The following is a 20297-nucleotide window of genomic DNA, read 5'->3' on the forward strand; positions in this document are numbered from 1 at the left end:
AGTGCGGGACATGAGCGAGACAACGCAATCCGCCGGCGCACAAGGCGGCTTTAAACCGAAGAAATCCGTCGCGCTGTCCGGCGTGACCGCGGGCAACACGGCACTCTGCACGGTCGGCAAGACCGGCAACGATCTGCATTACCGCGGCTACGACATTCTCGACATCGCGGGCAATTGCGAGTTCGAGGAGATCGCGTATCTGCTCGTGCACGAAAAGCTGCCGACACAGGCCGAACTCACTGCCTACAAGACGAAGCTCAAGGCGTTGCGCGGCCTGCCCGCCAATGTGAAGGCCGCGCTCGAATGGATTCCCGCTGCCGCGCATCCAATGGACGTGATGCGCACTGGCGTCTCGGTGCTCGGCACCGTGCTGCCGGAGAAGGACGATCACAACCTGCCCGGCGCGCGCGATATCGCCGACAAACTGATGGCGTCGCTCGGCTCGATGCTGCTCTACTGGTATCACTATTCGCACAACGGCAAACGCATTGAAGTGGAAACCGACGACGATTCGATCGGCGGCCATTTCCTGCATCTGCTGCACGGTGTCGAGCCGTCGAAGTCGTGGGTCGATGCAATGCATGTGTCGCTGAACCTGTATGCCGAGCATGAGTTCAACGCGTCGACGTTCGCGGGCCGCGTGATCGCGGGCACCGGTTCTGACATCTACTCGGCGATCACGGGCGCGATCGGCGCGCTGCGTGGGCCGAAGCACGGCGGCGCGAACGAAGTCGCGTTCGAGATCCAGTCGCGCTACCAGACGCCAGACGAAGCGGAAAGCGATATCCGCCGGCGCGTTGAGAACAAGGAAGTGGTGATCGGCTTCGGTCACCCGGTCTACACGATCTCGGACCCGCGCAACAAGGTCATCAAGGAAGTGGCGAAGAAGCTTTCGAAGGAAGCGGGCAACAACAAGCTCTTCGACATCGCGGAAAGACTCGAATCGGTGATGTGGGAAGCGAAGAAGATGTTCCCCAACCTGGACTGGTTCAGCGCCGTGTCGTATCACATGATGGGCGTGCCCACGGCGATGTTCACGCCGCTTTTCGTCATTGCACGCACGGCTGGATGGAGCGCGCACATCATCGAACAGCGGATCGACAACAAGATCATTCGCCCGAGCGCAAATTACACCGGACCTGAGAATTTGAAGTACGTGCCGCTAAATAGGAGAAAATAGCGGTCGCTGTGCGCTTCCAAGGCGCGTGCAGTTTATCCCCGCGGCCGCCAGGACCGGTAACCCGCGCAATGTTTAACTGAAATTAGATAGAAAGGTTTTCTCCATGAACAAGCTGTTGATCGCCGCCGTCGTCGGCGCCCTGTCCACCACAATGTTGACCGTCGCGACCGACGCCGCCGCAGAAACGGCGACTGCCGCAACGCCGGCTGCCAAGAAGGCCGTTGCAAAGCGCCCGCAACCGCGCCGCCTCATCAAGCGCAAGGAAAACCCCGCCAAGGAAGCCAAGGTCGATCCGGTACCGGAAGGCGCCGAAAAGTGGTCGTGCAAGGAAGGTCTGGCCTTCGAACTGAAGGGCGACATGAAGCGTGACCAGATCGTCACGGTTCACTGGGCGAACAAAAACTATAGCCTGCCGCGCGAAGCGACCACCACGGGCGCAGACCGTTTCCACGACGCCGCAACCGGTATGGATCTGGTCGTGATTCCGACCAAGGCCATGTTGTTCCAGGACAAGGACAGCTCGCGTCTGGCCGACGAATGCCAAACGGCGGCGATGGCGCAGGGCGCACCGGCCCCGACGCAGTCGAACGCAATCAACAAGCTCAGCAACTAATCACGTCGTCAGGAAAGCTCCCCGATGTCCGCTCCGATTTCCAACGTGCGACCCGATCCGGACAAAGTCCTGGTCGATATCGTCGACTACGTTCTGGATTATCAGATCGACGGCGCGCTCGCGCTGGAAACCGCGCGTCATTGTCTGATCGATACGCTCGGCTGCGGACTCGAGGCGCTTACCTACCCCGCTTGCACCAAGCTGTTGGGACCCATCGTGCCGGGCACGATCGTCCCCAACGGTGCAAAGGTGCCGGGCACGTCGTTTCAGCTCGATCCCGTTCAGGCCGCCTTCAACATCGGGGCCATGATCCGCTGGCTCGACTTCAACGACACCTGGCTCGCCGCCGAATGGGGTCATCCGTCGGACAACCTGGGCGGAATTCTCGCGACAGCCGACTGGCTCTCGCGCACTGCCATCGCAGCCGGCAAAGCGCCGCTTACGATGAAAGACGTGTTGATCGCGATGATCAAGGCGCACGAAATTCAAGGCTGCATCGCGCTCGAAAACTCCTTCAACAAGGTCGGGCTCGATCATGTATTGCTGGTAAAGCTCGCGTCGACGGCGGTAGTCGGTCAAATGATCGGCCTCACGCGCGACGAGCTGATCAATGCGGTCTCGCAGGCGCTCGTCGACGGGCAAGCGCTGCGCACGTACCGCCACGCGCCGAACACTGGCTCGCGCAAATCGTGGGCCGCGGGCGACGCGACCTCGCGCGCAGTCCGTCTCGCGCTTATTTCGAAGACGGGGGAGATGGGCTATCCGTCGGTGTTGACCGCGAAAACGTGGGGCTTTTACGACGTGCTCTTCAAGGGCAACGAGTTCAAGTTCCAGCGCCAGTACGGTTCCTATGTGATGGAAAACGTGCTGTTCAAGATATCGTTTCCGGCCGAGTTCCACGCGCAAACCGCCGTGGAAGCGGCGATGTCGTTGCATGCGCAGCTTCAGCTGCAAGGCAGGCCCGTGGAAGACATCCGCAAGATCACGATCCGCACGCACGAGGCCGCGCTACGCATCATCGATAAAAAAGGTCCGCTCGACAATCCGGCCGACCGTGATCATTGCATTCAGTACATGATTGCTGTGCCGCTGATCTTCGGCCGACTGACGGCTGCGGATTACGAAGACTCGGTCGCGCAAGACCCGCGTATCGATGTGCTGCGCGCAAAGATGGCATGTGTGGAAGACCCGCAGTTCACAAAGGATTACCACGATCCCGAAAAGCGTTCGATCGCCAATGCACTGACGATCGAATTCAACGACGGATCACAGTTCGACGAAGTCGTAGTCGAATACCCGATCGGTCACAAGCGTCGTCGCGAAGACGGAATTCCGTTGCTGGTGGAGAAGTTCAAGACCAACCTCGCGCGCCGCTTCCCGGTCAAGCAACAACTGGCGATTCTCGACGTGTCGCTGGATCAGGCACGGCTCGAAGCCATGCCGGTCAATGAGTACGTCGATTTGTACGTCATCTAGTCAAGTTAAGTACTGTAGTTCCGCGATCAAACCAAGGAAAACACCATGGCCCACAACCTCCACAAAACGCTCAAGGAATTCGACAGCGGTTCCGGCAAAGGCAAGTTCTACTCCCTGCCGCAACTCGGCAAGGCACTGAACATCAAGATCGACCGCCTGCCGGTTTCGATCCGAATCGTGCTGGAATCGGTGCTGCGTAACTACGACGGCAAGAAAATCGCCGAAGAACACATCACGCAACTGGCGAACTGGAAGCCGACCGCTCCGCGCGTCGACGAAATCCCGTTCGTCGTGTCGCGCGTCGTGCTGCAGGACTTCACCGGCGTGCCGCTGCTCGCCGACATCGCGGCAATGCGCGGCGTGGCGCAACGCGTGGGCAAGAATCCGAAGTCGATCGAACCGCTGGTCCCTGTCGATCTGGTGGTTGACCACTCGGTGCAGATCGACCACTTCCGCGAAAAGAATGCGCTCGACCTGAACATGAAACTGGAATTCCAGCGCAACAACGAGCGCTACCAGTTCATGAAGTGGGGCATGCAGGCATTCGACACGTTCAAGGTCGTGCCGCCGGGCGTCGGCATCGTTCACCAGGTGAACCTGGAATACCTCGCACGCGGCGTGCACAAGAAGGCCGAAGGCGCGGACACCGTGTACTACCCGGATTCGCTGGTCGGCACCGACAGCCACACCACGATGATCAACGGTATCGGCGTGGTGGGCTGGGGCGTGGGCGGAATTGAAGCTGAAGCCGGCATGCTCGGCCAGCCGGTGTACTTCCTGACGCCTGACGTGGTCGGCGTGAACCTGAAGGGCAAGCTGCGCGAAGGCGTGACGGCGACCGACCTGGTGCTGACCATCACCGAACTGCTGCGCAAGGAAAAGGTTGTCGGCAAGTTCGTCGAGTTTTTCGGCGAAGGCACGCGCTCGCTGTCGCTGCCGGACCGCGCGACGATCGGCAACATGGCGCCGGAATACGGCGCGACCATGGGCTTCTTCCCGGTCGACGAAAAAACCATCGACTACTTCAAGGGCACGGGCCGCACGGATGCTGAAATCTCGGCGTTCCAGAACTACTTCAAGGCTCAGAACCTGTTCGGTATTCCGAAGGAAGGCGACATCGACTTCACGAAGGTCGTGACGCTGGATCTGGGCACCGTCGCGCCGTCGCTGGCTGGCCCGAAGCGCCCGCAAGACCGCATCGAAATCGGCAATGTGAAGTCGACGTTCAGCGACCTGTTTTCGAAGCCGGTGACAGAAAACGGCTTTGCCAAGAAGGAAGCCGATCTGGACGCGCAGTACACCACGAGCAACGGCGTCAACGTGAAGAATGGCGACGTGCTGATCGCCGCGATCACGTCGTGCACGAACACGTCGAACCCGAGCGTGCTGCTGGCCGCCGGCCTGCTCGCGAAGAAAGCTGTCGAAGCCGGCCTCACGGTCGCTCCGCACATCAAGACGTCGTTGGCTCCGGGATCGCGTATCGTCACCGAGTACCTGACGAAAACCGGTCTGCTGCCGTATCTGGACAAACTGGGCTTCACGCTGGCTGCGTACGGTTGCACGACCTGTATCGGCAACGCGGGCGACCTGACGCCGGAACTGAACGAAGCCATCACGAAGAACGACATCGTCGCGGCAGCGGTTCTGTCGGGCAACCGTAACTTCGAAGCGCGTATTCACCCGAACATCCGCGCGAACTTCCTGGCCTCGCCGCCGCTGGTCGTGGCTTACGCTATCGCCGGCAATATCACGCGCGACCTGATGACCGAACCGGTCGGCAAGGGCAAGGGCGGCAAGGACGTGTACCTCGGCGACATCTGGCCGACCAGCGACGAAGTCAACGACCTGCTCAAGTTTGCGCTGGACGCGGACGCGTTCCGCAAGAACTACGCGTCGCTGACCAAGAAGGGCGACCTGTGGAGCAAGATCGAAGGCGAAGAAGGTCAGGTCTACGACTGGCCGAAGTCGACGTACATCGCCGAGCCGCCGTTCTTCGGCAACGATTTCTCGATGACGCCGGCAGACAGCATCGCGGCAGTCAAAAACGCGCGCGCATTGGGCATTTTCGGTGACTCGGTCACGACCGACCACATCAGCCCGGCTGGCTCGATCAAGGAAGACTCGCCGGCAGGCAAGTGGCTGAAGGAAAACGGCGTGCAAAAGGCCGACTTCAACAGCTACGGCTCGCGCCGCGGCAACCACGACGTGATGATGCGCGGCACGTTCGCGAACGTCCGGATCAAGAACCTGATGATCCCGGCGAAGGCCGACGGTTCGCGTGTGGAAGGCGGCCTGACGATTCATCAGCCGAGCGGTGAACAACTGTCGATCTACGACGCAGCGATGAAGTACATCGACGCCGGCACGCCGACCATCGTATTTGCAGGTGAAGAGTACGGCACCGGTTCGTCGCGTGACTGGGCTGCAAAGGGCACGCAATTGCTCGGCGTGAAGGCTGTGGTCGCACGCAGCTTCGAGCGGATCCACCGTTCGAACCTGGTCGGCATGGGCGTTCTGCCGCTGCAGTTCAAGGGCTCGGATAGCGTGCAGTCGCTCGGCATCACCGGCGAAGAGACGTACGACATCGAAGGCCTCGGCGCGGACTTCAAGCCGCAGCAGGAAGTGACGCTCGTGATTCGTGGCAAGGACGGCAGCGAGAAACGTGTTCCGGTGCTGCTGCGTATCGACACGCCGATCGAAGTGGACTACTACAAGCACGGCGGTATTCTGCCGTTCGTACTGCGCTCGCTGCTGGCTGCTTAAGCATCGCGGCAACGCAAACAGCTTGGCTGTTTTGCAGGGGCTGCGTCCTGTGGAGGGCGCAGCCGACTTTCAAAGCCCGACCTTGGTCGGGCTTTTTTTTCGTCGATTATTGCTGTGCGTGGCCGGTCTGGAACGCGGCAGGGTTGTCGGTGATCCGGCGCTGCATCATGTGCGCGTTCCAGTCGATGTCGCCCGGCGCAGACACACTTGCACGCACACTGACATTCGCACGCCGTTGCTGCACAGCCCAATCGCGCAACGCGGCGCGCTCCACGGAATCGTTCGCAGACGATTGCGATTCAGCCATTTCCGGCTGGCTCGACTGCGAGAGGCGCACCGGAGATTCGATAGGACGATTCAACCGTGCATGCTGTTCGATTTCTGCATCGATTGCGTGACCCACCGCAGTCAATCGACGGAGCTTCGCGACACGGTCAGCCGCGACGGTATGGCGGGATCTGTTCGTTGAACGTTGCGACTCCGCGCGCTGGGGCAAGCTTGGCGTTTCGACAGGATGCACGGCGTCCGGCAACGGAGCCCTTACCGACGACGGCGCTTGCGTAATCGTTGAATGCGCCTCTACTGCTTCTGACGCGGTTTTGACCAACTCAGGCCGAACATTCGCTAACGGATTCACTATGACGGGGCCGGCTTGTATCGCCGCCGTAAACGGTCTCGCCGCCGTTCCGAAGCTGCCGGCGACTTCGTGTGTAGAACATGTCGCGAGTAGCCAGGCGAGCGCTATGCTGCAACTCACGAAGATGGCCGCGCCCAGAATATGGTCCGACCGTGACGACGTCGGCCGCGTGTGATCTGCCTGGAGGTAACGTTTCGCTTCAGCCAATTGTTCATCGAACCGATGCGGATCGTCTCGCCGCTGCGGCAGCTTGTACAGGAACAAAATCTTTGCGTTCTGCGGAATTCGACCGCGACGGTTTGCAGAGGCTGCATATCGCGGCACACCTGGGATCGCCGTTTGAGGGGCGCGTTGCTGTCTGTGCGACGTCGACCGCCGCCACGAGCCGAAAGGCGGCGGCAGACCCGACAGTGGACGTGCACTGGGAAGCGCCAGAGCGCCCTGTATCAAGGCCAGCGGCCGATTCATGATGATGTGTTCCGGTGTGGATAAGACGCTGCTTCCAGTTGCGCTATCAAAATTCGTCCACGCACTATGAGTGCGGCAATAGAGCCGGCATTGCGCTCAGACGGCGTGGTACTCGCGTGCCGCAGTGCGTGCATTAAATGCTGTGCGCCCACTAGACCCACAGCGCCGCTCACTCTGTGCAGCAAGGCCGGCAATTGCGCCGATTCGAGTTCGCAACGTAGGTCGCTGAGGCGGCCGAGATCGTCACGCATCGCTCGACACCAGCCGCTCAGAAAGGCGTCGAGGTCGATGCCTTCGTCTGCGAGCGCGTCGAGGTAGCCAGAATCAAAAGGTTCGGAGGGCTTAGAAAGCTCGACGGGCTCGAAAGCACAGTTGAAATTCGTCTTATCCATACCGCAAAAAATCTAGTCGACCAACTTGTGCAACGATGCGAACTCGATCAATGCCGCCAGCGACGACAGTCCAAGTTTCTCCTGAATGCGGCCCTTGTAGGTGCTCACTGTTTTGTCGCTCATGAACAGCGCGTCGCCGATCGCCTTGTTCGACATGCCTTTCGAAAGCATCTGCAAAATGACAAGTTCCTTGTCAGAGAGCAGCATGATTCTGCCCTCGTCACCGGTCGGCGACACGCCCGGCGTAATGGTCGCGCCGTCGGGCGCGACCGGAAATACGGTGTTAAGCAACCAAAACTGAGTGTCAAAACACCGTGCCTTTAGCCGGTTTTGAAAAACATTTCTCGCGTTGGGGCAAGCCGGCGCAGCCGGCGCGTCAGGCTCAAGTGTGTTCAACTCTGGCACCGCCCATCGGGCGGCTGTCCACACCCTTGCGGTGTGGGCAGCAGAGTTGTGCACACGGGGATTTGCGATGTCTCATGTGTACCCGCGAGGGGCCGCACAACTGCAGACAACAAGAACCGCAGTGTTGTGCATGAGACGCCGGTCGAGCACGCGCCAAGATACCTCCGGCGCTCGTGGCTAAAACTGCGTGTTATACGGTGAATGACATCCCGCCAGAATGCCCTCCCCCATAAATACCTCAACGCGCAGGAACTTGCCCACACCTTGCGTATATCGGAGCGCGCTGTGGTCCTACGAGCTACACACCGCCCGTGGCTCTTGCCGCCGCGTGCAGAGTTATACGACTCGCAGTTGCTGCGTTGGCGCCAAGATGTCGTCGAAAAATGGCTGGCTGCGCGTTCCTGACGCCACAACAGGAACCGTACACGCTCTCGAAGGCAACACGCCCATTTGGCAGTCGTAAGACGGGGGCGTTCGTTTGCTTTGCTCAGCCGCGAAATGACAAACGGTCGACGTCGCGCGACTGCCCTTCACTCATCTGCCCTTGGCGCCAGGAACTCAGCAGGGTCTATTTCCAAGAGTTCCGAAAGTTTCCAGATTGCATCGATTGTGATGTTGAGCTTGCATCGTTCTACTTGACTGACATAGGTGCGGTGGAAGCCGGCGACGTCGCCCAAGCGCTCTTGGGAGTAGCCTGCAGCAAGGCGGAGGCGCCTTAGGTTGGCTGCCAGTCGCTTTCGCGCTTCGTTCGGCTCGGAGATGATTTTAGACATGCCCGGTAGGGTGTCTAAAGCCTGAGCATAAATCTACACACTTACAACTCTACATATTGTAGACTCTCCATATTGACAGTCGACTTCGAGGCAAAGCCCTGTCGCGATACCGGAACTGCACGTGCGATGTTTAGCTGAGCAACGGCTTTGCGCCCATGGTACGTTTTAGACCGGGGCCAGGCTTGGTCTACCCTCCATCGTCCGATGCGGCCGAGGCAGCTAAAGTTAGCTCTGTTCGACTGACTCACCAAAGGATTTATCGTGAAGCCCGGACTGCCCCAACTTCTTCGTCCCCGTGCGAAGAGCAGCGCGATGCTCGCACCTCGTGTGACGCCCGCCTTTGATATCGACAATCGGAAATGCGGGTTGCCTGCACAAATGATGCAGGGAGAACTTGAATGGCCTGCCAAATTCATGCGGTGGATAAGCCGCCGTTGAATCCACTATCTTGTGCTGCACTCCGGCAACGACTGAGGCAGGCGATGATTCGAATTGAGGACCAAGTGGTGCGAAAGCACCTGATGTTGAACGTCGAGAGCCGCTTAGTCGCAGACGGCGTTTTCGCCTCTTTTCTCTGGCAGCAAATCACGGACATTAGGCGTAGGCGTCAGTACGCGCGAGTTGTCGTGCGGAGCCACAAATGCAGGTAACAGGAGTGCTCTCGGACGACACCAGCATGGATGAACCGCGGGAACGCGGACAGTGCCTCGAATGCATACGTCCTCGCCTTCTTACGTGCGGAGCGCTTCTTCGCGACGCCAAGACAGACTTGCTTTCGCTTCACGCGCGCTTTTGCCTTGCGTTTGAGTGCATATATTTTTGCTGCCTTGAGATAGCAGCCGCCAGTGGGGTCATGCTTGAGGCGCATACGCATCCCAGCTTCGACGTTCTGGATGCCGCGATTCCAACTTTGCAGGTCTCCGCTCAAGACAGCGTTACCGTAGATTTGCTGCTTTTTTGGACGGAGCGCGGAACGCCATTCTTGCCAGCAGTGCCGATAACCGAAGTTTGCGATGTGGCCGCACGGGTTCTCGATGCTACCTTCCGCCGTTTTGGGTACACGTAAGCAGATGGATTCGAGAACGAATCGCCGCTCCCGGCTTATGAACAAAGTGATGCGCTGGAACGCCAACGCCGCCGGCTCCATTTGAGTCCATAGCTGCCCAGGCTTTTAGAAAGCTCGGCATCCATGTCGGTCCCGGAGCGCTTACCCGCGAGTACAACGCCGGTCGTTCCACGCAGTTGCCGATGCGGGCAGTGGTGACAACCGGCCGACGACGTATTACCCGGCGGATTCAGGTGGGTACCAGAAGGGTCGAGTATGAGCGCGTCAAGAAGGACACACAGTGAGGCGCATCTACAGACCAGAGAGCAGGCGATGAGCGAAGCCCCCGAATTGTCGCCAGCCACCCCTTTGCTGCAGACAGATGTCGCCGTGTACCTGGGCGACTGCACTGGTGGCACCTTGCCCGTAGTTTGCGACGGCATCTCAATGCAAGCAGTCGGGTCGACATGGGAGCGCGCATTGCTCGCCCTTGCGCATCCGACTCCGCCAGGTCCATATCCAGTCGCCGCGCAATTCGCGGTTTTTGTTCACGAGACGTCTGGCGATGCGAAAGCAGGCGCTCGAGCAACGACCACGTTTCGACTTGATGTTCGATGCGACGGAAAGTGGGCGCACGCCAGCGTGCGAAGTGCTCAGTCCAGTGCGGACCTTCCGCCAATCCCGTATCTGATTGGCGACGATGTGGTCACTACTGCACGACGCGTGTTTGAGACTACATCATGGCCTTGATGCGGTTGAAACGGTTGGCACGAGGATTGGATGCTTCCGGCACGGCTACCGGCTGCAGCTCCACTTGCCTTTGCTACTAGCCGAATCCTCGAGAAGCGGCGCCAGCGACGAGGGCGTCATGGTGACCTTCGCACAATACTGATGAGTGTTTCGTGGACGGAGCATAGATGAAGCGCGACAACCAGCGCGCGAAACACCGCTTGTATCGCGCGATACGAAGGCGCTCAGGAACGCAGAGCTGAGCACGGCGACGCTCGTGGAAATCGAGGGCATGCCCGATGACGTCCTGGTTGCCCTCTTCAAGCAACGCATCCGGTTGATTCAGATGGAAGCCTGCAACCGCCCCCGCGCATCGAAATCGCACCTCATCGCCGCAGTCCACACCGCCTTGAAGAAAAAATGCTGACAGGAATCCCCGGGTCGACCTTTCCCGTGCCGCCGCCCCGACACACGGGTGGCTGCGTTCTGATGCTCGACTGGGACGGCGTTTTACATCCGGAGTCCGTATTTTTGCTCCACAAGCGCGGCCCGACGCTCATGGACGCACCGGGCCACCGACTCTTTGAACATTGCGAGTTGCTTGAAGAGGTGCTCGCGCCGTATCCAGACCTGCGCATCGTTCTCTCGACAAGCTGGGTTCGCCGCTACCGCGGAAGCATACGACGCTTGTCGCGCAAACTCTCGCCCGGCCTGCAGGCAAGGGTAATTGGCGCCACATATCACAGCGCCATGGACCCGCATGAGTTCGCAGCGGTGCCCCGAGGCATGCAAGTGTGGGCCGATGTACTGCGTCGCAAACCCTCCGCGTGGCTCGCACTCGACGACGATTACCTTCACTGGCCGTCGTGGTGCCGCGACCAACTGGTGCGCACGGACCCGGTGCTAGGCATTAGCGAGCCCTCGGTACTTGCAGAGCTGCGAACCAAGCTGGCGAAGATGTGTGAATGTACCTAACGAAGGAGCCCCTGTGCGATACGAAGAACTTATGCGCGACGCGCACAACCAGGCTTTGATGGCATCGACTCGTGTCCATGCCGCGTTTGACGCCATTTATTGCTGTTGCCCGCCCGCCGGTACGCTCGATGAAGCGTTGGGGGCGCTCGACCTAAGCCCGCCGGACAAGGCGCTTGTTATTCGCCTGCGCGACTGGGTGCAGCACGTCGCGCCGCTTGAGCCGCTGCCAATATCGCCGGCCCAGGCGGTTGCTCTCGCGGAGCGTGTTCACAAATACAACGCTTCCTCGCGCCACTAACCAGAGGTCACGAAAGAACATGGGTGAACTGACAATTGCGTTTTACGACGGCACCTATGGCGGGGACCCCGCCCCAATGGTGCATCTGTGCGATGTAGAGGGCAGTGTGGTGCCCGATAACAGACCTCCCTTTCCGCTACTTGAGGAGTTGAGGCGCGTGCTCGAGATGTGTGCGGAAAAGTATGCGGCGCCCTGTGCGTCCGGAGACCGCTTCTCTGTTCTCATCGGTCGGAAGACTGACTCGCAGGTCCAGCATCTGGCAAGGCTTGACGTGGTGGCGCAGCAAGGGCTCGCTCGCGCAAGCGTGATGTACGCAGACGGCTCTCGGACTGACATCAACGGCGCGGCCTTCGAGGGCGACGATGACGTCGTCACGACACTCCTCAATATTTTGGAAGCGCAAACGGACGGCATGCGATAGGAACAATGCCATGGCCCTCATGCTGCATTTGCTGTGGGAAAATCGGATGCTGCTAGCCATACCAGCATGCGCGGCTTTCCTCGGCTACATTCTCGGTCGCTTGCTTCGCGGTTGTGACCGGAAATAATGCCGGCTATCGGCGATGGAGCGCATTAGTTCTGCGGCAAGCTAAGCGAGTCATCGCACACCTCAGATGACGCACGTAACCTGAATTGCGCTTCGCGCACGTTCATTCCGGCGTCGGTTCAACTTCGAGTCCTGACCAGCTAACGCTCGACACGCTCTTTTCCATGCTCAGCCGACTGGCAATCTGTTCAAGTTTAGACTGGTCTTTCGGATGGAGCTTCAATGTCGCCGTAACCTCAATACGCTGCGGGTCATCCTCATAGTCTCGGCTCGTCAGGCTCTGGAAGGACAGGGGCGCGGAGGACATTGAGTTCGACAGGGCCGCCCGGATATGAACCTCGTCGGTTTCGCGGCAGACCACCGTAATGGTGTATTGCCGCACCAGGTCGGCCGCCGAGACCGGAGCTGTGTTGATAGCTCGGCTGACTTCGCGCAGGACGGTGTTGGTGAGCAGCACTACGCCGGTCCCCGCGAACGCTGGCCCAAAATGCCCTGAACCGCACAGGACGCCGACGGCAGCGGAACACCAAAGCGTAGCGGCCGTGTTGATGCCTTGTATCGAGCCTTTGTCACGCATGATGACGCCGCCGCCCAGAAAGCCAACGCCCGAGACGACATAAGCGGCAATCTGAGTCAGTCCCGTGGTTCCGTTTCCGGTCAGTGCCCCAAGCGTAACGAAGAGGCACGACCCACTAGCGACAAGCGTGATGGTCCGCAGACCGGCGGTGCGCTGGCGCATCTGGCGCTCGAGGCCGATGACCACGCCACACGCAAAGGCGGCGAGTAGCCGGAGGGTGAAATCGAGAGTCATGTTCGCTGATTCGAGTTGTGCCGGCGGCGGCACGCATGGTTCGGAAACGGGCTGAGCATCGCATGCGCACAAGACTGGATGAAGTCAGGCTTAGTCTCACGAGCCGCCGTGCGTGAGTCGTCCCTGCCAGTCTGATGGACCGGTGGGGCTACGCGGTTTCTCTTACAAAATGGAACGAACGCTGCCGCGCGCTCACGCGCGCAACGCGGTGCCGTACGCACGCGCGTAATCGCTGCGACTGAATGGCGCTAGTCTAGGTACACGGGATGGATAACTGCGGCGCGCACCGTTTGCCTGCTGGCAAGACGGCGGCTAAGAAATGAGAGCGCGGGCGTCCTGCCGGTCAGGCAGCGAAACTGTTCGAAAGTCGACTACTACAGAATTCCAAGGCGTCGGCCCCTTTTGTGAAGATGCGCGAATTTTATGTGTTGCTTTAAACCGAAGTCAACATGATTCGCTAAGCAGAGCGAATATGATTTACTGGTGCCCGATTCTTTCAACGCTACAAGAAAGAAAGGCGGAAGAAAGATGAATGGGTGCATTGGGCAACGTCTTCTGGCTCGCGCTGCAACAAGGGCGGCTCTTCAAAGAGTATTGCGCGAGTGACTCGATTTTCCCCGTCAACGTTCGCGAGTTAAAACCCCTAGCCCGCTTGAAGAGCAGTGGTTTGGCGAGAGGTCAGCGTGACAAAACGACTCCGACATCATCGCGGTGGCTACAAAAAAAAGCCCGCATGAAAGCGGGCTTCTGTAGACAGCGACGCAGTCGTTAAGCTGCCGCATCCTTCAGCTTTTTGAGCGGGCGCACTTTCAAACGCACTGTCGCCGGCTTGGCATCAAACCAACGGTCTTCACCCGTGAACGGGTCCTTGCCGAAGCGCCTCTTCTTTGCTGGCACTTGCTGGACACCAATTTTGAGCAGACCCGACAGCGTAAACTCGCCAGCGCCCTTCTTGTGAACAGCGCCGAGGATGGTGTCTTCCAGTGCTGCCAGGACGGCTTTTGCCTGCTTCGGCTCGACGCCCGCTTGGGTAGCGACGTGGGTCGCTAGCGACGCCTTCGTAAACGTGTCTTTCAGCGGCTTAAGGCTGCCGTTCCCGGCAGCAACTTTCTTTACCGGTGCGGTAGCCTTCTTCGCGACGGCCTTCGTCGCAGCTTTTTTGGCTGCAGGTTTCGCGGTCTTCGTTGCCATGTGGTTTCCTTTTTGGGATGGTTAACCGCTTAAGACGAAACACCTCGAGGCAAAGCGCCCGGCACATGCGTCGGCTTAAGCTGGCGGCAAGCGTATCAACGGTTTGCGGTCAAAGCAAGCGCAAAGCCCTTAAAACAAGGGCTCTTTCCTTTACACCCAATCACTGTCCGATAAAAATGCGACTTATTGAGCTCAGGAACCACGACGCACTGAAGAAGCGTTCTGCACACCGGGCGCTGTACGTGTCACGCTAGAATGGTCAGTAGCACACGTAGATACAGGCGCGCGATGCCCGGCACTTCTCCGCTTCCGGATGTCCTTACGCTCGAAGAAATCCAGTCGCTCGTGGACACGAAAACGTTCGCTCGCGGCAAAGCGTATTTCCATGGCGGTGCCGTATCGCGCCTTGACGAGCGTGACGGAGTTGTCCGCGCCAACGTACGCGGCACACATCGGTACAGCGTCGAGCTTGGCGCATGCGGCGACGGCGAACTGACATATGAATGTGACTGCCCAGTCGGTTCGGACGGCATTTTTTGCAAGCACGCCGTCGCGGTTGCACTTTCCTGGCTTGAGAACACCGGCGCGGAAGTCTTCCACGCCGACGACGTGGAGCCTGCGAAACCCCGCAAAAAGCGCAAGACGTTCGAGGAGCAGATTCAGGAATACGTTGCGACGCTGAACGAAGGCTCCTTGCGCGAACTTCTGCTGGAAGCAGTCGAGCGCGACATGGCGCTGCGCGACAAACTGCTCTTTGCTGCGCGCGCCGCGGCGGCCAGTGACCTTCCGAGCATGAAGGCAGCAGTCCGACAGGCGACGCGCATTTCGCGGCCACTCGACTGGCGAGAGGCGGGCGCATATGGCGATGGCCTGATGTCGCTCGCGGACATGCTGCGGCAGCGGCTCCGCGGTCCTCAGGCCGCGCAAGTGGTCGACCTGGCAGAGCTGGCGATTTCCGGCGCGGAAAAGAGTCTGGAGCAGATAGACGATTCTGGTGGCGATGTGATGCCCGGGATTCTTGAGCTCGCAGCCGTACACCTTGAAGCGTGTCGCCAGACCCGGCCAGACCCAACGAAGCTCGCCGAGCGCCTCTTTCACTTCCAGACCGAAGGAGTATGGGACACGTTCTACGACGTATTGCCAGCTTATCTCGAACCGTTGGGCGACTCCGGACTGCGGAGGTACCGCGAACTCGTTGAGAGAGGGTGGGACACGCTGCCGCCACTGGTTCCGAGCAAAGAATTCTGTAGCTCGTTCGACCCGCTGCGGATGCGACTGGAGCGGGCGATGGAGACGCTCGCGGAAAATGACGGTGATGTCGATGCACTGATTGTCATTCGGTCGAAGGACCTGTCGAGTCCGTACCGCTTTTTGCTAGTCGCAGAGCTTTGTGCAAAGTACGGGCGCCACGACGATGCTCTGGCTTGGGCAGAGCGAGGCCTCAGGGAATCCGGAAAGAACGTTGACCAGCGTCTACTGGACTTCTGCATTCAGGAGTACATCCGGCGCGGCGAGTTTGCCAATGCCGATGCTTTTGCCTGGCAGCGCTTCGAGATGCGCCCCGTTGCGGAAGCGTTTTTAGCGCTAATGGATGTCGCCGCGGCCATCGGTCGCCAGGATATGACGCGCGAGCGCGCGCTCAATCACCTATGGGCACTCGTGGATATCGAGGAGGCGCCGACGAAAACAAAGCGCGGTGTGTGGCATTCGATGACCCGCGCCGAACTGGTCAAGATTTTCGTGGCAGCAAGAGAACACGAGACAGCGTGGAAGGCGTTCTGCGGCGGCCCGGTAGCAACCGACTTGTGGGCAACGATGGCGTCTGTTCGCGCGAAGACGCATCCGCATGACGCCATTGCGCTCTACCACCGCCTGCTACCGGTCGCAGCAGAAAACGGAACGCGAAATGCCCGCTATGATGAAGCGTTCGGCATCGTGAGGGCTATCGCACGGTTACGGACGGCACTAAATGAGCGTCAGCAGTTTGTCGCCGAGCTCGATGAAATCCGGCACGCGTACAGGGCCAAACGAAACTTTATCAAATTGCTGGCATCGCTCTGACAGTCTGTAGGCGTGCATGATTGCGTGTCCCGGTAGCGAAGCCCAGGCGGGAGACTCGACGCACGGCGTGGCATCTGATGCGAGGAGGTGGCCAGTGTATTCAGACACCAGGGAATGGACACGAATACGCGCGCGTGTTCTCACCAAGGGTGAATCCATTCGGCACGTGGCCGACGATGAAGGGATAAGCCGGAACACTGTTCGCAAGATGGTTCGTCTCGAATTTCCTCCGGGCTACCACCGAAAGCGAGTCAACGAACGACAGCCTGTCGTTGACCAGCCAACCAACGCTCCGTGGACCAGGGTTCAACGCGTCGTACGTTCGCTCACGGAGCGCCAGGCAGCGCGGTTTTTGCGTGACGTGTTTGCGGCAGATGGCAACGACAAGTTAGAGGACGCAGCCAGGCGCCGCCTGCGCATGTGGGGCATCGAACCTCCGGCGACGGATTCCGACGCTCGAAGCCGGCAGCGATGGCAGAACTGGGTGTACCGGGTCGAGCAGGGTGTCGTATATGCGCCCGAAGGCGGGGACAGCGGGCAACATAAAGAACTGATGAGGATGCTGTTGCCGGTGCGAGAAAGCCAGCGCCATAAATCGCTTACCGCGCTCGCGCACGATGCCGGCTTTTCGGCGCGTCAAATCGCAACGCATCTGGCCATCAGCCGCGGGGCTGTTCGCGCTTACCTACGTGCCTACCAAGCTGGCGGTTGTGAATCGCTGTTCGCGAAAGCGAGTCGGTCCCGCATTGGCGATAGCGAAGTGCTGCAGAGCGCCGTCTTCACGCTACTGCACGAGCCGCCCTCTGCTTCAGGCATCAATCGAACCACATGGAAGATGGACGACCTGCGCCGCGTTCTGGCAGAGCGAGGCCATGATGCTGGTAAGGGTGCCATCCGCTCTATAATGCGGCGCGCTGGCTATCGCTGGAAATCCGCCAAGGTCATTCTCACGAGCACCGACTCGAAGTATCAGGAAAAGCTGGACCACATCCGGTCGACGCTGACGAATCTCCAGCTCGACGAACGGTTCTTCTCCATCGACGAATTCGGGCCCTTCTCCGTCACTATGAAGCCGGGACGCGCATTGACTGCTCCGGATGTTCAGCCGAGCGTTCCACAATGGCAGAAATCGAAGGGTTGTCTGATTTGTACAGCCGCGCTAGAACTTTCGTCCAACCAGGTGACGCATTTCTACTCCGGGGCCAAGAACACCGACGAGATGATTCGCATGGCAACTGCCCTGCTCGAAGAGTATGGTGATATGCGCAAGCTGTATCTGTCGTGGGACGCAGCATCATGGCACCTTTCGAAGAAATTGTCGGCATTCATCGCTGACCACAATGAGTCTGCGCAATTACGTCATGAGCCGATTCTTGAACTCGCACCTTTGCCGGCAAGTGCCCAATTCCTGAACGTCATCGAATCAGTGTTCAGTGGGATGGCGCGCGCCATCATCCACAACAGTGACTATGCGTCCACCGATGCTGCGAAGGCGGCAATCGACCGCTATTTCCTGGAGCGCAACCGGCACTTCGCGGACCATCCCAAACGCGCGGGAAAGGCAATGTGGCGAAAAGAACGGACGACGAGCGAGTTCTCTGCTGCCAACAATTGCAAGGACCCGGCATATAGGTGAGTTCGACTTGACCATCGGTGTCGTAGGGGCCGGTCGCCGCCGATGAGGAAGTCAATGCGGACGGCGCGAAATTCAGGCTTGTGCTTCAAATCGCCGACGGGTTTGCAATAGACGCGAGCGCTTCGCGTGGCACATCTGAACCGCGGGTTCCCGGCCGCCGCAATGGGGGGAAACCCATGACGTGACGGGCACAATGGTTGCGCAACTGTTGGGGCATCCCATTTGCGCAGACAGGAGACACCCTTTGGCAGTTCTTGTTGGACTTTTCGCCTATTACCGCGACGCTGCGGAGGCGCTTGGCGCATTGGAGGCGCTCGGTCTTGCTCCGGGAAGCGGACATCTTTACCAGAAAAGCAGGCATGGCTCGCGAGCCGCTCCTTGCTCAGAACCGTTAGACGACACTTCTCGCGCAGAAGAACGCGCCGAGTATGCCGCGCATGGTGACTACCTGAACGTCTGCGGCGCATCAAATCACTTCAGCGCAGACGCTGACTTCTATGTGCATATGTCGGGCGGCACTGCCAGCACGGACGCCTCCATGCGTACGCTCCTGATTGTGACCATGGGCGGCCTGGATTGCACGACGGGGTCCATGGTGCTGTATGACTATGGCGCAATGGCCGTCAGGGACGCGTCAGGGCGCTGGCGCTTCTCGCCTTACCGAAAGGTATGCCATAGTGAGGAGTAAGTAAGAAGCCTGCCCGAAAACAGCGCCCATTTTATGACCCGCCTTGGACTGTGCGTGCTTAAGGCGAACCCGCGCTCCCATTATTCGATTCATTGGGACGGGCCTCTGTTGTTGCCCTGGAGAAAAGAATGGCCCACGTGCTCCTCGTTGACGATGAAACGCATTGGTTGCAACTGCTCGAAGCGGTGCTTGTTCATGAAGGGCACACCGTACGAACGGCCCAAAACGGAGCAGACGCACTGCATGACGTCTGGCTGAATGTACCCGACATTGTAGTAACCGATGCCGTGATGCCCATCATGGACGGTATACGTCTCGTGCGTGCGCTCAAAGCGGCGCCACTGCTCGCCCATATTCCTGTGATTCTGACGTCCTTCGTTAATGTGCCGCGTAACCTGCCGGTGCACGCGTTATTGCGCAAACCGTTCGGCGCAACGGAACTGGTCGATACAATTAGCAAACTGCTGTGCAGTACATCGTGTATTCGTTAGCGGTATCGGTGGTTAGCGCGCCGGAGCGGCAACTTTCCAGGTTTCGCCGGCGCAGGCACTCGCGGCAAAGGTGTCACTGAGCGGGACTTTTGTTTGCGGTTTCCCAACGGTGATTCGCACCACGAAGCGATTAGCGGCGGAGACACCTTGCGGTCCGGGCAGTCGCACGTGCATAAGCTCGCGCGTCCTGCGGGAACACGTCCATCCGACGCAATTCATTCGCGCACGAATCCCGTTGCGGTTCGATTGAAGACATCGGGACATAAGCATTTCGCGTCCCGACGGAGGCCCAGTTCCCGCCGTCAGATGAAAGACCCAAGCGCGCTCCACGACATATCGGAGCATGTTGAACCGCCCTGCGAATACCGTGTTTTAATGTGCATCATTCGCTGGTCGACGGTTCGCATCCACTTCGTTTGCTGCCTGCTCCCAGAATTGGACCTCCCGTCCTTCAGGAGCACCGGCTTCTTCCCACAATGTCCGTGCGCGGGGGCGAATACGGGCGTCACGCTCGGAGGTGCACTCAAGGTCCTCAAGGTGCCTGCCGTCTGCATCAACTGACATGGTGACGACATCGTATCCATTGGCAACCGTCGCCCAATTCGAAACCTGCTGAGCTTTCTCAAACTGGGCGATTGCTGTTTCCACGGCCTCCTGCTTCGTCCCTTGGGCCACCGCGACGCGCATTAGCTCACTGTGATGCGGCATTCCCGCATTTCCCAGGACTTCCTTGTAGAAGACAACTTCGTACGGGCGCCTTTCCGAGGCGCCACCTTCCACATCGCTTATGGAGATGACGCCGACCAGATGTCCGTCGGCGTTGGTAACAGCGAGCCTCTGCACGTGAGCCGCGTGCATTGTCAGCACTGCTGACTCGACCGTGTCGTCTTCGCCGCAACGGATGATGTCCAACGACATGACGTCGCTGACTTTCATCACGTTTGAGTCGAAACCGTCGGCCACGCCGCGCATTGCGATATCACGGTCAGTAATCATCCCGAGAACCTTGTCGTCCTGGCACACTGGAAGACAGCCAATATTTTCCCGCTTCAGAATGCGCGCTGCCGCAGCCAATGTCTGCTCCGGTGTAACGCAGACCGCATCTTTCATCCGCTCTC

General features: G+C 59.3%; 19 protein-coding genes and 1 pseudogene. 12 read left to right on the forward strand and 8 right to left on the reverse strand.

Features of this window, described 5'->3' with window-relative positions; genetic code table 11:
* Positions 1–10: 10 nt before the first annotated feature.
* The 4 genes from prpC to acnA all read left to right on the forward strand — a co-directional run bounded on the left by prpC (position 11) and on the right by acnA (position 6032).
* On the forward strand, positions 11–1180 hold the full coding sequence (gene prpC, locus OH764_RS31570; RefSeq protein WP_498849934.1) for a 2-methylcitrate synthase: 1170 nt from the start codon (positions 11–13) through the stop codon (positions 1178–1180).
* A gap of 103 nt (positions 1181–1283) precedes the next feature.
* Positions 1284–1793, forward strand: coding sequence for a hypothetical protein (locus tag OH764_RS31575; protein ID WP_498849935.1), 510 nt, complete (start codon positions 1284–1286; stop codon positions 1791–1793).
* Positions 1794–1817: 24 nt separating this feature from the next.
* A complete protein-coding gene (locus OH764_RS31580) occupies positions 1818–3269 on the forward strand; it encodes a bifunctional 2-methylcitrate dehydratase/aconitate hydratase (protein WP_498849936.1) in 1452 nt (483 codons plus the stop codon).
* A gap of 45 nt (positions 3270–3314) precedes the next feature.
* Entirely contained in the window at positions 3315–6032 is a 2718-nt protein-coding gene (gene acnA / locus OH764_RS31585; protein ID WP_498849937.1) for an aconitate hydratase AcnA, read from the forward strand.
* A gap of 106 nt (positions 6033–6138) precedes the next feature.
* Here acnA and OH764_RS31590 read toward each other — a convergent pair whose 3' ends face one another.
* From OH764_RS31590 to OH764_RS31610, 5 genes and pseudogenes are all read right to left on the reverse strand, one after another.
* Positions 6139–6435: a hypothetical protein gene (locus OH764_RS31590; protein WP_498849938.1), complete on the reverse strand. Its 297-nt coding sequence runs from the start codon at positions 6433–6435 to the stop codon at positions 6139–6141.
* Positions 6436–7133: 698 nt separating this feature from the next.
* The gene (locus OH764_RS31595; RefSeq protein WP_498849939.1) at positions 7134–7529 is read right to left on the reverse strand and encodes a hypothetical protein; all 396 of its coding nucleotides are present in this window, start codon (positions 7527–7529) and stop codon (positions 7134–7136) included.
* 12 nt (positions 7530–7541) lie between these two features.
* Positions 7542–7811 (reverse strand): annotated as a pseudogene (locus OH764_RS31600) (response regulator transcription factor); the annotation flags it as partial.
* Positions 7812–8464: 653 nt separating this feature from the next.
* Positions 8465–8707, reverse strand: a complete 243-nt coding sequence (locus tag OH764_RS31605) for a helix-turn-helix domain-containing protein (protein WP_498849940.1) — start codon at positions 8705–8707, stop codon at positions 8465–8467.
* 607 nt (positions 8708–9314) lie between these two features.
* Entirely contained in the window at positions 9315–9854 is a 540-nt protein-coding gene (locus OH764_RS31610) for a hypothetical protein (RefSeq protein ID WP_498849941.1), read from the reverse strand.
* Between the two features lie 904 nt (positions 9855–10758).
* Here OH764_RS31610 and OH764_RS31615 point away from each other — a divergent pair.
* Genes OH764_RS31615 through OH764_RS31630 form a run of 4 tightly spaced genes read left to right on the forward strand, consistent with a single transcriptional unit; the run spans position 10759 to position 12175 of the window.
* Entirely contained in the window at positions 10759–10908 is a 150-nt protein-coding gene (locus OH764_RS31615) for a hypothetical protein (RefSeq protein WP_498849942.1), read from the forward strand.
* Complete coding sequence (locus OH764_RS31620) at positions 10902–11456, forward strand: HAD domain-containing protein (RefSeq protein WP_498849943.1); 555 nt, start codon at positions 10902–10904, stop codon at positions 11454–11456. Before OH764_RS31615 ends, OH764_RS31620 begins: the two co-directional genes overlap by 7 nt.
* Positions 11457–11469: 13 nt before the next feature.
* Complete coding sequence (locus OH764_RS31625; protein WP_440785557.1) at positions 11470–11754, forward strand: hypothetical protein; 285 nt, start codon at positions 11470–11472, stop codon at positions 11752–11754.
* Between the two features lie 19 nt (positions 11755–11773).
* Positions 11774–12175: a hypothetical protein gene (locus OH764_RS31630; RefSeq protein WP_309587182.1), complete on the forward strand. Its 402-nt coding sequence runs from the start codon at positions 11774–11776 to the stop codon at positions 12173–12175.
* A 229-nt stretch (positions 12176–12404) separates the two neighbouring features.
* On the opposite strand, the gene OH764_RS31635 is transcribed toward OH764_RS31630, so the two are convergent.
* Both OH764_RS31635 and OH764_RS31640 read right to left on the reverse strand, forming a co-directional pair.
* Positions 12405–13112, reverse strand: a complete 708-nt coding sequence (locus OH764_RS31635; protein WP_498849944.1) for an MgtC/SapB family protein — start codon at positions 13110–13112, stop codon at positions 12405–12407.
* Between the two features lie 768 nt (positions 13113–13880).
* Positions 13881–14303, reverse strand: coding sequence for an HU family DNA-binding protein (locus OH764_RS31640; RefSeq protein WP_309587186.1), 423 nt, complete (start codon positions 14301–14303; stop codon positions 13881–13883).
* Between the two features lie 288 nt (positions 14304–14591).
* Between OH764_RS31640 and OH764_RS31645 the strand changes: the two genes are divergently transcribed.
* The 4 genes from OH764_RS31645 to OH764_RS31660 all read left to right on the forward strand — a co-directional run bounded on the left by OH764_RS31645 (position 14592) and on the right by OH764_RS31660 (position 19179).
* Positions 14592–16364 (forward strand): SWIM zinc finger family protein, encoded by a 1773-nt coding sequence (locus OH764_RS31645; RefSeq protein ID WP_309587188.1) that lies wholly within the window; start codon positions 14592–14594, stop codon positions 16362–16364.
* Positions 16365–16458: 94 nt separating this feature from the next.
* Positions 16459–18000 (forward strand): IS630 family transposase, encoded by a 1542-nt coding sequence (locus tag OH764_RS31650; protein WP_498849945.1) that lies wholly within the window; start codon positions 16459–16461, stop codon positions 17998–18000.
* Positions 18001–18244: 244 nt separating this feature from the next.
* Positions 18245–18688 (forward strand): hypothetical protein, encoded by a 444-nt coding sequence (locus tag OH764_RS31655; RefSeq protein WP_498849946.1) that lies wholly within the window; start codon positions 18245–18247, stop codon positions 18686–18688.
* 128 nt (positions 18689–18816) lie between these two features.
* Positions 18817–19179 carry a response regulator gene (locus OH764_RS31660; RefSeq protein ID WP_309587193.1) on the forward strand — a complete coding sequence of 121 codons (363 nt, stop codon included), beginning with the start codon at positions 18817–18819 and terminating at the stop codon, positions 19177–19179.
* A gap of 372 nt (positions 19180–19551) precedes the next feature.
* Here OH764_RS31660 and OH764_RS31665 read toward each other — a convergent pair whose 3' ends face one another.
* On the reverse strand, positions 19552–20289 hold the full coding sequence (locus OH764_RS31665; protein ID WP_498849947.1) for a CBS domain-containing protein: 738 nt from the start codon (positions 20287–20289) through the stop codon (positions 19552–19554).
* Positions 20290–20297: the final 8 nt, after the last annotated feature.

This window comes from Burkholderia sp. M6-3, assembly GCF_050858985.1.
Classification (GTDB): Bacteria; Pseudomonadota; Gammaproteobacteria; order Burkholderiales; family Burkholderiaceae; genus Paraburkholderia; species Paraburkholderia caledonica.

Excerpts from the sequence above, each read along its gene's own strand:
- OH764_RS31595 (WP_498849939.1), bottom strand. The coding sequence starts at position 7,529 with ATGGATAAGACGAATTTCAACTGTGCTTTCGAGCCCGTCGAGCTTTCT.
- OH764_RS31620 (WP_498849943.1), top strand. The coding sequence starts at position 10,902 with ATGCTGACAGGAATCCCCGGGTCGACCTTTCCCGTGCCGCCGCCCCGA.
- prpC (WP_498849934.1), top strand. The coding sequence starts at position 11 with ATGAGCGAGACAACGCAATCCGCCGGCGCACAAGGCGGCTTTAAACCG.
- OH764_RS31580 (WP_498849936.1), top strand. The coding sequence starts at position 1,818 with ATGTCCGCTCCGATTTCCAACGTGCGACCCGATCCGGACAAAGTCCTG.
- OH764_RS31640 (WP_309587186.1), bottom strand. The coding sequence starts at position 14,303 with ATGGCAACGAAGACCGCGAAACCTGCAGCCAAAAAAGCTGCGACGAAG.
- OH764_RS31645 (WP_309587188.1), top strand. The coding sequence starts at position 14,592 with ATGCCCGGCACTTCTCCGCTTCCGGATGTCCTTACGCTCGAAGAAATC.
- acnA (WP_498849937.1), top strand. The coding sequence starts at position 3,315 with ATGGCCCACAACCTCCACAAAACGCTCAAGGAATTCGACAGCGGTTCC.
- OH764_RS31630 (WP_309587182.1), top strand. The coding sequence starts at position 11,774 with ATGGGTGAACTGACAATTGCGTTTTACGACGGCACCTATGGCGGGGAC.
- OH764_RS31635 (WP_498849944.1), bottom strand. The coding sequence starts at position 13,112 with ATGACTCTCGATTTCACCCTCCGGCTACTCGCCGCCTTTGCGTGTGGC.
- OH764_RS31660 (WP_309587193.1), top strand. The coding sequence starts at position 18,817 with ATGGCCCACGTGCTCCTCGTTGACGATGAAACGCATTGGTTGCAACTG.
- OH764_RS31665 (WP_498849947.1), bottom strand. The coding sequence starts at position 20,289 with ATGAAAGATGCGGTCTGCGTTACACCGGAGCAGACATTGGCTGCGGCA.
- OH764_RS31575 (WP_498849935.1), top strand. The coding sequence starts at position 1,284 with ATGAACAAGCTGTTGATCGCCGCCGTCGTCGGCGCCCTGTCCACCACA.
- OH764_RS31610 (WP_498849941.1), bottom strand. The coding sequence starts at position 9,854 with ATGGAGCCGGCGGCGTTGGCGTTCCAGCGCATCACTTTGTTCATAAGC.
- OH764_RS31605 (WP_498849940.1), bottom strand. The coding sequence starts at position 8,707 with ATGTCTAAAATCATCTCCGAGCCGAACGAAGCGCGAAAGCGACTGGCA.